The 13,696-nt window shown below is 57.4% G+C and carries 13 protein-coding genes; 8 read left to right on the top strand and 5 right to left on the bottom strand.

The genetic code is table 11. From position 1 onward, the window contains the following. Window positions 1-14: 14 nt before the first annotated feature. Window positions 15-893: a 4-hydroxy-tetrahydrodipicolinate synthase gene (gene dapA / locus RTN40_RS17790; RefSeq protein WP_312229629.1), complete on the bottom strand. Its 879-nt coding sequence runs from the start codon at window positions 891-893 to the stop codon at window positions 15-17. Window positions 894-1,050: 157 nt separating this feature from the next. Between dapA and RTN40_RS17785 the strand changes: the two genes are divergently transcribed. After that, window positions 1,051-1,623, top strand: a complete 573-nt coding sequence (locus tag RTN40_RS17785; RefSeq protein WP_312229628.1) for a glycine cleavage system transcriptional repressor — start codon at window positions 1,051-1,053, stop codon at window positions 1,621-1,623. After that, window positions 1,623-2,093, top strand: coding sequence for a thioredoxin-dependent thiol peroxidase (bcp, locus tag RTN40_RS17780; protein WP_312229627.1), 471 nt, complete (start codon window positions 1,623-1,625; stop codon window positions 2,091-2,093). Before RTN40_RS17785 ends, bcp begins: the two co-directional genes overlap by 1 nt. Before the next feature lie 42 nt (window positions 2,094-2,135). Here the strand turns inward: bcp and RTN40_RS17775 are convergent, their stop codons facing one another. After that, window positions 2,136-3,197 (bottom strand): AI-2E family transporter, encoded by a 1,062-nt coding sequence (locus RTN40_RS17775; RefSeq protein WP_312229626.1) that lies wholly within the window; start codon window positions 3,195-3,197, stop codon window positions 2,136-2,138. A 152-nt stretch (window positions 3,198-3,349) separates the two neighbouring features. Between RTN40_RS17775 and bepA the strand changes: the two genes are divergently transcribed. Further along, on the top strand, window positions 3,350-4,813 hold the full coding sequence (gene bepA, locus RTN40_RS17770) for a beta-barrel assembly-enhancing protease (protein WP_312229625.1): 1,464 nt from the start codon (window positions 3,350-3,352) through the stop codon (window positions 4,811-4,813). Between the two features lie 12 nt (window positions 4,814-4,825). Continuing rightward, window positions 4,826-5,182, top strand: coding sequence for an arsenate reductase (glutaredoxin) (arsC, locus tag RTN40_RS17765; protein WP_312229624.1), 357 nt, complete (start codon window positions 4,826-4,828; stop codon window positions 5,180-5,182). 30 nt (window positions 5,183-5,212) lie between these two features. On the opposite strand, the gene RTN40_RS17760 is transcribed toward arsC, so the two are convergent. From RTN40_RS17760 to upp, 3 genes are all read right to left on the bottom strand, one after another. After that, window positions 5,213-5,914: a DnaA inactivator Hda gene (locus RTN40_RS17760; protein ID WP_103818889.1), complete on the bottom strand. Its 702-nt coding sequence runs from the start codon at window positions 5,912-5,914 to the stop codon at window positions 5,213-5,215. Window positions 5,915-6,008: 94 nt separating this feature from the next. Further along, window positions 6,009-7,298, bottom strand: a complete 1,290-nt coding sequence (uraA, locus tag RTN40_RS17755; RefSeq protein WP_312229623.1) for a uracil permease — start codon at window positions 7,296-7,298, stop codon at window positions 6,009-6,011. Between the two features lie 97 nt (window positions 7,299-7,395). After that, window positions 7,396-8,022, bottom strand: a complete 627-nt coding sequence (gene upp / locus RTN40_RS17750; RefSeq protein WP_312229622.1) for a uracil phosphoribosyltransferase — start codon at window positions 8,020-8,022, stop codon at window positions 7,396-7,398. Between the two features lie 226 nt (window positions 8,023-8,248). On the opposite strand from upp, the gene purM reads away from it, so the two are divergent. From purM to ppx, 4 genes are all read left to right on the top strand, one after another. Beyond that, the gene (purM, locus tag RTN40_RS17745; protein WP_312229621.1) at window positions 8,249-9,286 is read left to right on the top strand and encodes a phosphoribosylformylglycinamidine cyclo-ligase; all 1,038 of its coding nucleotides are present in this window, start codon (window positions 8,249-8,251) and stop codon (window positions 9,284-9,286) included. After that, on the top strand, window positions 9,283-9,921 hold the full coding sequence (purN, locus tag RTN40_RS17740; protein WP_312229620.1) for a phosphoribosylglycinamide formyltransferase: 639 nt from the start codon (window positions 9,283-9,285) through the stop codon (window positions 9,919-9,921). Before purM ends, purN begins: the two co-directional genes overlap by 4 nt. Before the next feature lie 165 nt (window positions 9,922-10,086). Next, window positions 10,087-12,147: a polyphosphate kinase 1 gene (gene ppk1 / locus RTN40_RS17735; RefSeq protein ID WP_312229619.1), complete on the top strand. Its 2,061-nt coding sequence runs from the start codon at window positions 10,087-10,089 to the stop codon at window positions 12,145-12,147. Between the two features lie 3 nt (window positions 12,148-12,150). Continuing rightward, window positions 12,151-13,692: an exopolyphosphatase gene (ppx, locus tag RTN40_RS17730; protein ID WP_312229618.1), complete on the top strand. Its 1,542-nt coding sequence runs from the start codon at window positions 12,151-12,153 to the stop codon at window positions 13,690-13,692. Window positions 13,693-13,696: the final 4 nt, after the last annotated feature.

Raw genomic sequence — 13,696 nt, 5'->3', positions numbered from 1 at the left:
AATCTCCCTAAACTTTACAGCAAACCGGCGTGCTTAAGCGCAGCGGTAACAGCCTCACGACCGCGATCGGTAATGGGCGTCATCGGCAGACGCAGCGTGTCGGTCGCCACAAGCCCCAACTCCTTACATGCCCATTTCACCGGGATAGGATTGGGTTCGACAAATAGTTTGTTGTGTAACGGCATCAGACGCTGGTTAATCACCCGCGCTTCGCTAAAGTGCCCTTCAGCGGCCAGACGGCACATTTCGGCCATGTCGCGTGCGGCCACGTTGGAGGTCACGGAGATCACGCCGTGACCGCCAAGCTGCATGAAGTCCAACCCGGTGGCGTCGTCGCCGCTCAGGAGACCAAAGTCATCTGAAACCAGCTCTTTGATCTGGTGAACGCGACTTAAGTTCCCGGTAGCCTCTTTAATTGCGACAATATTGTTCACTTTCGCCAGGCGACCCACGGTTTCAGGCAGCATATCGCAACCGGTACGCGAAGGTACATTATACAGAATTTGCGGCAGATCAGTGTGTTCCGCGATGGCTTTAAAGTGCTGGAACAGCCCTTCCTGGGTTGGACGGTTGTAGTAAGGGGTGACCGTCAGGCAGCCTACTACGCCGCTGTCGTTGAAGCGCTGGGTGAGGCTTATTGCCTCAGCGGTGGCGTTTGCGCCCGTGCCTGCAATAATCGGGATGCGTCCGTCGGCCAGCTCCAGAGTCATCATCACGACGTCACCATGTTCTTCATGGCTCAGCGTGGCGGACTCACCGGTAGTCCCTACCGATACAATCGCCGAGGTTCCGCTGGCGACATGATAATCAATCAGTTTCTTCAGGCTTGACCGGCAGACATTACCTTTCTCATCCATCGGTGTAACAAGCGCGACAATACTTCCCGTGAACATGGGCCATCCTCTGTGCAAACAAGATTCTCAATGGTACGTTTGGTGCTGTAATAAAAGCAAGCGACGCGAGGCGTTCCAGCGGTTGTATGCCGGTTTTTTTTATGCTTTCCTTAGGATTACCGAAACAGTTAGCGAAGCCTCTACAGGAAGAACAGGTTTGACCCCTTCATCACAACATTATCTGGTTATCACTGCCCTGGGTGTCGATAGACCGGGTATCGTCAACACGATCACCCGTCACGTAAGTAGCTGCGGCTGTAATATTGAAGATAGCCGGCTGGCGATGCTCGGGGAAGAGTTCACCTTCATCATGCTGCTTTCCGGCTCGTGGAACGCCATTAACCTGATTGAATCCACGCTGCCGCTTAAGGGCGCAGAGCTGGATCTGCTGATCGTCATGAAACGCACCACCGCCCGGCCCGGCGCAGCTCTGCCCGCCACGGTGTGGGTGCAGGTTGAAGTCGCGGACTCCCCGCACCTGATTGAGCGCTTCACCGCCCTGTTCGATGCCCATCAGATGAATATTGCCGAACTGGTCTCTCGTACCCAGCCTGCACAGGCTGGTGCGGCCGCCCAGCTATTTATTCAGATCACGGCCCATAGCCCGGCGCTGGAAGATGCGGCAAAAATTGAACAAGCTTTTAAAGTACTATGTACAGAATTAAACGCGCAGGGCAGTATAAATGTCGTCAACTATTCCCAGAACGATGAACAGGATGGAGTGAAGTGATGAATCCACTGAAAGCCGGTGATACCGCACCGAAATTTAGCTTGCCGGATCAAGACGGAGAACAAGTTAATTTGGCCGACTTCCAGGGACAGCGTGTTTTGGTCTATTTCTACCCGAAAGCCATGACCCCAGGCTGTACCGTCCAGGCCTGCGGCCTACGCGATAACATGGATGATCTGAAGAAAATCGGTGTGGAAGTGCTGGGCATCAGCACCGACAAGCCGGAAAAGCTCTCCCGCTTTGCTGAAAAAGAGCTGCTGAACTTTACGCTACTCTCTGATGAAGACCATCAGGTCTGCGAGCAGTTTGGCATCTGGGGTGAGAAGTCGTTTATGGGTAAAACCTACGACGGCATTCACCGCATCAGCTTTTTGATTGGCCCTGATGGGATCGTTGAGCATGTGTTCAACGATTTCAAAACCAGCAACCACCACGATATCGTGCTGAACTGGCTGCAACAAAACGCGTAATTTGTTAATGCCCGGCGGCGTTATGCCTGCCGGGCTTACACGCTACTCTTCAATAACCGGATTATCCGGCCAGGCATGTACCACGGCTTTAATCAGCGTGGCGAGCGGGATCGCAAAGAACACGCCCCAGAAGCCCCATAGCCCACCGAAGATCACCACCGACAGAATAATCACCAGCGGATGCAGGTTCACCGCCTCCGAGAAGAGCACCGGCACCAGCAGGTTGCCGTCCAGTCCCTGAATGATCAGGTAGACCGCAAAGCAACTCCAGAACTCCGTTCCCAGACCAAACTGAAACAGCGCCACGCCGATCACCGGCAGGGTCACAACAAACGCGCCGATATAAGGGATCAGCACCGAGAAGCCCACCAGCACCGCCAGCAGCAGCGAGTAGTTAAGACCGAAGAGAATAAAGCCGATCCACGTCGCCACGCCGACGACAATCATCTCCAGCACTTTGCCACGGATATAGTTAGTGATCTGCTGGTTCATCTCCACCCACACCTGGCCTGCCAGACCACGGTTACGCGGCAGAATGCGGCGCACGGCGTTGAGCATCTGCTCCTTGTCTTTCACCAGGAAGAAGACCATCAGCGGAACCAGCACCAGGTAGACCGCCAGAGTCAGCAGCCCCACCAGCGAGGCGACGGAGTACTTCACTACCGAATCACCCAAACTTTGCATACGGGCACGCATGTTCTCCGCCATGGCATCGATAATGCCCGCGTCCATCAGCGCCGGATAGCGCTCCGGCAGTCTGGCAGCAAAATCGGAGAGCTTGTTGAGCATCCCTGGCATATCATGAATAAGATTGATCCCCTGCTGCCAGGCAACGGGCATCACCACGAAGGCCATTAGCATGAGAATACCGACAAACAGCACCAGCACGATGCTGGAGGCGACGGTGCGCGAGCAGCCGATGCGCTCGAGCCGGGCGGTAGGCCACTCCAGCAGGTAGGCCAGCACGATGGCGACCAGCAGCGGGGCTAATAACCCGCTAAAAAAGAACAGGATACTAAACCCTGCCAGCAGAATGACCAGCAGCGCAATCGCCTCCGGATCGCTAAAGCGACGGCGATACCACTGCATTAACATTTCGAGCATAACTTACCTTACCTGTAGGTCTCCGGTGGGGTTTTCCGGAGGAATTGTATCGGAGTGAAACAAAAAAGACTTCGCTTTTCGACGCTGCCACAGGAAACTAACGCATCAATTGATTAAGATGTTCATCATGCTCGCCATACAGGATTGAGGTTATGTTCAGGACGTTGAGAAAAACGCTGGTTGCTACCCTGATTGCTACCCTGACGCTGGGCCAGGCCGCGCCGGTCTTTGCGGATTCAGCGGATACCCTGCCAGATATGGGTACCTCGGCAGGCAGCACGCTGTCGATTGCCCAGGAGCTGCAGATGGGCGACTACTACGTTCGCCAGCTGCGCGGCAGTGCGCCGCTGATTAACGATCCCCTGTTGGTGCAGTACATTAATGGCTTAGGGATGCGCCTTGTGGCCCATGCCAATTCGGTGCGTACCCCCTTCCACTTCTACCTAATCAATAACGACGAAATTAACGCCTTCGCCTTCTTTGGCGGCAACGTGGTGCTGCACTCGGCTCTCTTCCGCTACGCCGATAACGAGAGCCAGCTCGCCTCGGTGATGGCCCATGAAATCTCCCACGTTACCCAGCGCCACCTTGCGCGGGCGATGGAGGATCAGAAAAACAGCGCGCCGCTGACCTGGGCGGGGGCGTTAGGCTCTATTCTGCTGGCGATGGCCAGCCCGCAGGCGGGGATGGCGGCGCTGACCGGTACTCTGGCGGGGACGCGTCAGGGAATGATCTCCTTTACCCAGCAGAACGAGCAGGAGGCAGACCGCATCGGCATTCAGGTGCTTCAGCGCTCGGGGTTCGATCCGCAGGCGATGCCAACCTTCCTCGAAAAGCTGCTGGATCAGGCCCGCTACTCCTCACGGCCGCCGGAGATCCTACTCACCCACCCGCTGCCGGAGAGCCGCCTCTCGGATACCCGCAACCGTGCCAACCAGATGAGGCCGGTGGTAGTCCAGTCCTCAGAGGATTTTTACCTGGCGAAGGCGCGCACCCTGGGGATGTATAACAGCGGGCGCAACCAGCTTACCAGCGATCTGCTGGATGCCTGGGCCAAGGGCAACGTCCGCGAACAGCGTGCCGCCCAGTATGGCCGGGCGCTGCAGGCGATGGAGGGCGCTAACTACCCCACCGCCAGCCAGGCGTTGCAGCCGCTGCTGAGCGCCGAGCCAGGCAACAGCTGGTATCTCGATTTAGCGACCGATATCGATCTCGGGCAGAAAAAGTTTGATCAGGCGATTAACCGGCTGAAAAATGCGCCAAAGCTGAAAACCGACCCGGTGTTGCAGCTTAACCTTGCCAACGCCTATTTACAGAGCGGGCAGGCAAACGAGGCGGAGAAGATCCTCAACCGCTACACCTTTAACTATAAAGATGATACCAACGGCTGGGAGCTGCTGGCTCAAACCGAGGGCACGCTCGGCAATCGCGATCAGGAGCTGGCCGCCCGCGCCGAAGGCCTCGCGCTGAACGGCCAGCTGGATCAGGCTATCTCCCTGCTGGGCAGCGCCAGTGCGCAGGTCAAGCTGGGCAGCATGCAGCAGGCGCGCTATGACGCCCGCATCGATCAGCTCCGGCAGATGCAGGAACGCTTTAAGCCCTATACCAAGATGTAACCAGGAGAATGTATGTCCGACGCGGTCACTATCTACCATAATCCCCGCTGCTCGAAGAGCCGTGAGACGTTGAGCCTGCTGCAATCCCACGGCGTCGAGCCGCAGGTGGTGCTCTATCTGGAGACGCCGCCGGATGCGGCCACGCTACGCGACCTGGTGCAGATGCTCAATTTAAGCAGCGCCCGGGATCTGATGCGCCAGAAAGAGGAGCTTTACCGCACGCTCAACCTGGCGGACAGCGGTCTTTCGGAAGAGGCGTTAATTCAGGCGATGGTCGAGAACCCGAAGCTTATTGAGCGCCCTGTCGTGGTGAAGCGCGGCCAGGCGCGCATTGGCCGTCCGCCTGAACAGGTGCTGGAGATCCTGTAGGCCGGTAAAACATCGTGCCGCCCGGCGCAATCACAGCTTCAGAATTTCCTTCACAAACGGGATCGTCAGCTTGCGCTGGGCGGTAATCGAGGCGCGGTCCAGCTGATCCAGGGTCTCAAACAGGGTACGCATCTCGCGATCCAGCCTTTTCAGCAGAAAACGACACACGTCCTCCGGCAGCTCGAAGCCGCGCTGCCGAGCGCGCAGCTGTAATGCCAGCAGCTTATCCTCATCCGACAGCGGCTGCAGCCGGTAGATCTGCCCCCAATCGAGGCGCGAGGCGAGATCCGCCAGGTGCAGGTTGAGCTGGCGCGGCGGGCGATCGCCGGTGATCAGCAGGCGCGTGCGGCCTGATTCAAGAATGCGGTTATAGAGATTGAAGATCGCCATCTCCCAGGGATCGTCCCCGGCGATGCACTCAATATTGTCGATGCAGACCAGTGAGAGCTGCTCCATACCGTCCAGCACCTCCGGCACGAACCAGGTACGCTTATCAAGCGGCACATAGCCGACGGCGTCGCCGCGCGCGGAGAGTTCAGCGCAGGCGGCGTGCAGCAGATGGCTGCGCCCCGCGCCTTCCCGCGACCAGAAGTAGATGTATCCGCTATGATCCTGACGCAGCACGTTTTGCACAGCCGCCAACAGAGAGGGGTTATCACCCGGCCAGAAACTGGCAAAGGTTTCATCGTCGGGAAGATAGAGTGGCAGAGAGAGCTGCGCCGGTGCGTTCAGAGATACCTCAACAGGGCTTACGTTAAACGCAGCGAGTTTACCACAAAACGATGCGCGGTTTGAACCGGGCACGACGCCCGGTTCAATTTCCAGATTAATGCGGAGTGACGTCGTTCTCCTGGGCGTCAATCACCTCTTCTTCCGGACGCAGAACGCTGATCAGCTTGAAGATCAGCGCCAGGCCGATGCCGACGATGGTGGCCAGCGCCATGCCCTTCAGCTCTGCCGCACCGATGTGCACCTTCGCCCCGCTGACGCCGATGATCAGGATCACCGAGGTGAGGATCAGGTTCTGCGCTTTGCTGTAGTCCACCTTGGACTCAATCAGCACGCGAATACCGGATGCGCCGATTACCCCGTACAGCAGCAGCGACACGCCGCCCATCACCGGAACCGGGATAATTTGGATAGCCGCCGCCAGCTTGCCGACGCAGGAGAGCAGAATGGCAATGATCGCCGCCCCGCCGATCACCCAGGTGCTGTAGACGCGGGTAATCGCCATCACGCCGATATTCTCGCCGTAGGTAGTGTTTGGCGTAGAGCCGAAGAAGCCGGAGATGATGGTAGAGAAGCCGTTGGCAAACATCGAGCGGTGCAGGCCCGGGTCGCGGATCAGATCGCGCTTGACGATGTTGGCCGTGACCACCAGATGGCCAACGTGCTCGGCAATCACCACCAACGCCGCAGGCAGGATGGTGAAGATGGCAAACCACTCAAAGCGCGGGGTGTAGAAGGTCGGCAGAGCAAACCAGTGCGCCTGGGCAATCGGGGTGGTATCCACCACGCCCATGGCGAACGACAGCGCATAGCCCGCCAGCACGCCGATCAGGATCGGGATAATCGCCAGGAAACCACGGAACAGCACCGAGCCAAACACGGTTACCGCCAGCGTGACCAGGGAGATGATCACCGTTTTGCTGTCCGCAGACTGCCCTTCTGCCGGCAGCAGGCCCGCCATGTTGGCGGCAACGCCTGCCAGCTCCAGGCCGATAACGGCCACGATCGCCCCCATCGCCGCCGGAGGGAACATTACGTCCAGCCAGCCGGTGCCCGCTTTCTTAACGATAAACGACACCAGGCAGAACAGTACGCCGCACATAATAAACCCGCCGAGCGCCACCTCGTAGCCGAGCGGCAGCAGGAGCAGCACCGGAGAGATAAACGCAAAGCTGGAACCCAGATAGGCAGGGATCTTACCCTTACAGATAAAGAGATAGAGCAGCGTCCCGATGCCGTTAAACAGCAGCACGGTGGCCGGGTTAATGTGAAACAGGATTGGCACCAGCACGGTTGCGCCAAACATGGCGAACAGATGCTGTAAACTAAGCGGGATTGTCTGTAAAAGCGGCGGTCTTTCACTCACCCCGATAGCACGGCGCGTCATAGTGTTTTCCTCTGAGTTGTGTTTTGTATAAGGCGAACTGCGTCTTTTATTCAAAAAAAAGCCGACTATCAAAGTCGGCTCTTTTTCATTTATTCAATCACTTGGTACCAAAAATCTTGTCGCCGGCATCGCCGAGGCCAGGAATAATGTACCCGTGCTCGTTAAGGCCCTGATCGACCGATGCGGTATAGAGTTCGATATCCGGATGCGCCTTCTCCAACGCGGCCACGCCTTCCGGAGCAGCAACCAGAACCAGCACCTTGATGCTGGTGCAGCCCGCTTTCTTCAGCAGGTCGATGGTGGCGATCATCGAGCCGCCGGTTGCCAGCATCGGGTCCACCACCAGCGCCATACGCTCGTCGATGTTCGATACCAGCTTCTGGAAGTAAGGTACTGGCTCCAGGGTTGTTTCGTCGCGGTAGACACCGACCACGCTGATACGCGCGCTCGGCACGTGCTCCAGCACCCCTTCCATCATCCCCAGACCGGCACGCAGGATCGGCACCACGGTAATTTTTTTACCTTTGATCTGCTCGATTTCCACCGGGCCGTTCCAGCCCTCAATGGTCACCTTCTCGGTTTCCAGATCGGCGGTCGCTTCATAGGTCAGCAGGCTGCCTACTTCAGAGGCGAGTTCACGAAAGCGTTTGGTGCTGATGTCATGCTCACGCATCAGTCCCAGCTTGTGTTTGACGAGTGGGTGTTTTACTTCCACGATCTTCATACTCTTCTCCTTCCCCAGACAGTTGGCAGCCACAAAAAAAATCGCCGGATTATACCGCTTTTTTTCCGTTGCGCTATAGGTAGAGCGTTGATCCCGATCAATCAGACTGAAAATCAGTATATCGCAACGTTCTCTGAGAGCCATGAATAATGGACTCGCAAACGTTTGCCTTGGCTGTTAGAATTGCGCCGAATTTTATTTCTATCGCCATGTGGGGATCCAAGCAGTGACCGATAAAACCTCTCTTAGCTACAAAGATGCCGGTGTTGATATTGACGCAGGTAATGCACTGGTTGACCGAATCAAAGGCGTAGTGAAGAAAACCCGCCGCCCGGAAGTGATGGGTGGACTGGGTGGCTTCGGTGCGCTGTGCGCGCTGCCGCAAAAATATCGTGAGCCGGTGCTGGTTTCCGGTACTGACGGCGTGGGCACCAAGCTGCGTCTGGCGATGGACCTTAAGCGTCATGACACTATCGGTATCGATCTGGTGGCCATGTGCGTTAACGATCTGGTGGTTCAGGGCGCTGAGCCGCTCTTCTTCCTCGACTACTACGCTACCGGCAAGCTGGACGTCGACACCGCTGCCAGCGTAATCAATGGCATCGCAGAAGGCTGCTTGCAGTCCGGCTGTGCGCTGGTGGGCGGCGAAACTGCTGAAATGCCAGGCATGTACCATGGCGAAGATTATGACGTCGCGGGCTTCTGCGTGGGCGTAGTTGAGAAATCGGAAATCATCGACGGCTCTAAAGTGACCGACGGCGACGTGCTGATCGCCCTTGGCTCCAGCGGCCCGCACTCTAACGGCTACTCGCTGGTGCGCAAAATCGTTGAGGTAAGCGGCTGCGATCCGGAAACCACCCAGCTCGACGGTCAGTCGCTGGCGGATCACCTCCTCGCCCCGACCCGCATCTACGTGAAAAACATTCTTGAGCTGATTGCCAGCGTTGACGTGCACGCCATCGCCCACCTCACCGGCGGCGGCTTCTGGGAGAACATTCCGCGCGTGCTGCCGGACAACACCCAGGCCGTGATCGACGAATCCAGCTGGCAGTGGCCTTCCGTCTTCAACTGGTTACAGCAGGCAGGCAACGTGAGCCAGCATGAGATGTACCGCACCTTTAACTGCGGCGTCGGCATGGTCATCGCCCTCTCTGCCCAGGATGCAGATAAAGCGATCGAACTGATGAACGCGAAAGGTGAAAAGGCATGGAAAATCGGTATGATTAAAGCCTCTGATTCCAGCGAGCGCGTGGTCATCGAATGAAAAACATAGTGGTGCTCATTTCCGGTAACGGAAGCAACTTGCAGGCAATTATCGACGCCTGTACGCAGAAGAGAATTAACGCCACTATCCGTGCGGTATTCAGTAACAAGGCCGACGCGTTCGGCCTGCAACGCGCGCGTGAGGCCGAGATTGCGGCCCACGCCATCACGGCTGACCAGTTTGCCAGCCGTGAAGCTTTTGACCGTGAGCTGATGATGGAGATCGACGCCTACGCCCCGGATCTGGTGGTGCTGGCGGGCTATATGCGCATTCTCAGCCCTGAGTTTGTCGCCCACTATCAGGGCCGCCTGCTGAATATCCACCCCTCCCTGCTGCCGAAATACCCTGGCCTGCATACTCACCGTCAGGCGCTGGCCAACGGCGACGAAGAGCACGGCACCTCCGTGCATTTCGTTACCGACGAGCTGGACGGCGGACCGGTGATCCTGCAAGCCAAAGTGCCGGTATTTCCCGGCGACAGTGAAGAGGACGTGACCGATCGCGTCCAGACCCAGGAGCATGCGATCTATCCCCTGGTGGTAAGCTGGTTTATTGATGGCCGTCTGGCGATGCGCGACGGCGCCGCGTGGCTCGATGGCATCCCGCTCCCCCCGCAAGGACACGCCGCCGAGTAGTATATTTACTGCCGGACAGCCTGCCTCGTCCGGCAATAAACGCTGCATTATCAGATTACTGTCATACTTATCTGTCACAATTGGACAAGCTGTGGTAATTCTCACCATAATAAAGGCTGAGATGGATTTGCCACGTCCCGAGATTGAACCGGAGTGTGAGTTGTAATGGGTCAGGAAAAGCTATACATCGAAAAAGAATTAAGCTGGTTAGCGTTTAACGAACGCGTGCTGCAGGAAGCCGCCGACAAGAGCAACCCTCTTATTGAGCGAATGCGTTTCCTGGGCATCTACTCCAACAACCTTGATGAGTTCTACAAGGTGCGCTTTGCTGAGCTAAAGCGCCGGATCATCATCAGCGAAGAGCAAGGCTCCAACGCCCACTCCCGACACCTGCTCGGTAAGATCCAGACCCGGGTATTAAAAGCTGACCAGGAGTTCAACGGTCTCTATAACGACCTGCTGCTGGAGATGGCCCGTAACCAGATCTTTTTGATCAACGAACGCCAGCTCTCCGAGAACCAGCAAACCTGGCTGCGTCACTACTTCAAACACTATCTGCGCCAGCACATTACGCCGATCCTGATCAACCGCGAAACCGATCTGGTGCAGTTCCTGAAGGATGACTACACCTATCTGGCGGTAGAGATCATTCGCGGGGAGACCATTCGCTACGCGCTGCTGGAGATCCCATCGGATAAGGTTCCGCGCTTCGTCAACCTGCCGCCGGAGACGCCGCGCCGCCGTAAGCCGATGATCCTGCTGGATAACATTCTGCGCTACTGCCTGGATGATATCTTCTACGGCTTCTTTGACTACGATGCGCTCAATGCCTACTCGATGAAGATGACCCGTGACGCCGAGTACGATCTGGTGCACGAGATGGAGTCGAGCCTGATGGAGCTGATGTCGTCCAGCCTCAAGCAGCGCCTCACCGCTGAGCCGGTACGCTTTGTCTACCAACGCGATATGCCGGACGCGATGGTTGAGATGCTGCGCGAGAAGCTGACTATTTCGCGCTATGACTCTATTGTACCGGGCGGCCGCTACCACAACTTCAAAGACTTCATCAACTTTCCGAACGTGGGCAAAGCCAACCTGGTAAACAAGCCGCTGCCGCGCCTGCGTCATGTCTGGTTCGATAACTTCCGCAACGGCTTCGACGCCATTCGCGAGCGGGACGTGCTGCTCTACTATCCGTACCACACCTTTGAGCACGTGCTGGAGCTGCTGCGCCAGGCCTCGTTCGACCCTAACGTGCTGGCGATCAAGATCAACATCTACCGCGTGGCGAAAGATTCACGCATCATCGATGCGATGATCCACGCCGCTCACAACGGCAAGAAAGTGACCGTGGTGGTGGAACTCCAGGCGCGCTTCGATGAAGAGGCCAACATTCACTGGGCGAAACGCCTGACGGAGGCCGGGGCGCATGTGATCTTCTCCGCGCCAGGGCTGAAAATCCACGCCAAGCTGTTCCTCATCTCGCGTAAAGAGAATGATGAGGTGGTGCGCTACGCCCATATCGGTACCGGTAACTTCAACGAGAAGACCGCCCGGCTCTATACCGACTACTCCCTGCTCACCGCCGACGCGCGCATTACTAATGAAGTGCGCCGGGTGTTCAACTTTATCGAGAACCCCTACCGGCCGGTACACTTCGAGTACCTGCTGGTGTCGCCGCAAAACTCGCGCCGCCTGCTGTATGACATGATTGACCGTGAAATTGCTAATGCGCAAAACGGCCAGCCGTCGGGGATCACTCTGAAGCTCAACAACCTGGTCGATAAAGGCCTGGTGGATCGGCTCTATGCTGCCTCCGGCTCCGGCGTGCCGGTTAATCTACTGGTGCGCGGTATGTGCTCCCTGATCCCAGAGCTGGAAGGGCTGAGCGACAATATCCGGGTGATCAGCATCGTGGACCGCTATCTGGAGCACGATCGCATCTATATTTTCGAAAATGGCGGTGATAAGCAGGTTTATCTCTCGTCTGCCGACTGGATGACGCGTAATATTGATTACCGTATTGAGGTTGCGGCCCCGCTGCTCGATCCGCGCCTTAAGCAACGCGTGCTGGATATCATTGAGCTTCTGCTCAGCGACACCGTAAAGGCGCGGTATATCGACAAGGAATTGAGTAATCGCTATGTGCAACGGGGCAACCGCCGCAAGGTTCGCGCGCAGTTGGCGATTTACGACTACATCAAATCACTCGAACAACCAGACTAATCTATGCCGATAAATGACAATACCCCACGCCCGCAGGAGTTTGCTGCGGTCGATCTCGGTTCGAACAGTTTCCACATGGTCATTGCCCGCGTGGTGGATGGGGCCATGCAGATCATTGGCCGCCTGAAGCAGCGCGTGCACCTGGCCGATGGCCTGGATGAGAATAGCGTTCTTAGCGAAGAGGCGATTGAGCGCGGCCTGAGCTGCCTGTCGCTGTTTGCCGAACGCCTGCAGGGCTTTGACCCGGCCAACGTCTGCATCGTCGGGACGCACACCCTGCGCCAGGCCGCCAACGCTGCGGACTTCCTCAAGCGTGCGGAGCAGGTCATCCCCTACCCGATTGAGATCATCTCTGGCAACGAAGAGGCCCGGCTGATCTTTATGGGCGTTGAGCACACGCAGCCGGAAAAAGGCCGCAAGCTGGTGATTGATATCGGCGGTGGCTCTACGGAACTGGTGATCGGCGAAGATTTCCAGCCTATCCTGGTGGAGAGCCGCCGCATGGGCTGCGTCAGCTTTGCACAAACCTACTTTCCGGGGCGAATCATCAACCGGGAGAACTTCCATCGTGCTCGCATGGCGGCGGTGCAGAAGCTGGAGAGCCTCACCTGGCAGTATCGCATTCAGGGCTGGAACGTGGCGCTGGGGGCATCAGGCAGCATCAAGGCTGCCCATGAAGTGCTGCTGGCAATGGGCGAGAAAGATGGTTTCATCACTCCCGAGCGGCTGGATAAGCTAGTCGCCGAGGTGCTGAAGCATACCAGCTTTGACACTCTCAACCTGCCGGGGCTTTCCGACGACCGCAAAGCGGTCTTCGTACCTGGCCTGGCAATTCTCTGCGGCGTGTTTGATGCGCTGGCCATTCGCGAGCTGCGTCTCTCTGACGGTGCGCTGCGTGAAGGGGTGCTGTACGAAATGGAGGGGCGCTTCCGTCATCAGGATATCCGCAGCCGCACGGCGCAGAGCCTCGCCAACCAGTACAATATTGACCGGGAGCAGGCCCGTCGCGTACTGGAGACGACGACCCATATGTACGCGCAGTGGGAGGCGCAGAATCCGAAGCTGGCGAATCCGCAGCTGGCCGCCCTGCTGAAGTGGGCGGCGATGCTGCATGAGGTTGGGCTGAACATCAACCACAGCGGGATGCACCGCCACTCGGCCTACATTCTGCAACACAGCGATCTGCCGGGCTTTAATCAGGAGCAGCAGCTGATGATGGCGACCCTGGTGCGCTTCCACCGTAAAGGCATCAAGCTCGACGAGCTGCCGCGCTTTACCCTGTTCAAGAAGAAGCATTTCCTGCCGCTGATCCAGCTCCTGCGCCTCGGCGTGCTGCTGAACAACCAGCGCCAGGCGACTACCACCCCACCGACTCTGCGTCTGACCACCGACGATCACCACTGGACCCTTAGCTTCCCTCGCGACTGGTTCAGCCAGAACGCGCTGGTGCTGCTGGATCTGGAGAAGGAGCAGGACTACTGGGGAGGCGTCACCGGCTGGCTACTGAAGATCGAAGAGGAGCACTCCTCAGGTGTCGCAGCCTGATCCT

Origin of the sequence: Pseudescherichia sp. (assembly GCF_031987975.1) — a bacterium.
GTDB lineage: Bacteria > Pseudomonadota > Gammaproteobacteria > Enterobacterales > Enterobacteriaceae > Pseudescherichia.
Note: the sequence above shows the minus strand (reverse complement) of the source record. Positions and strands in the feature narration are given on the sequence as shown.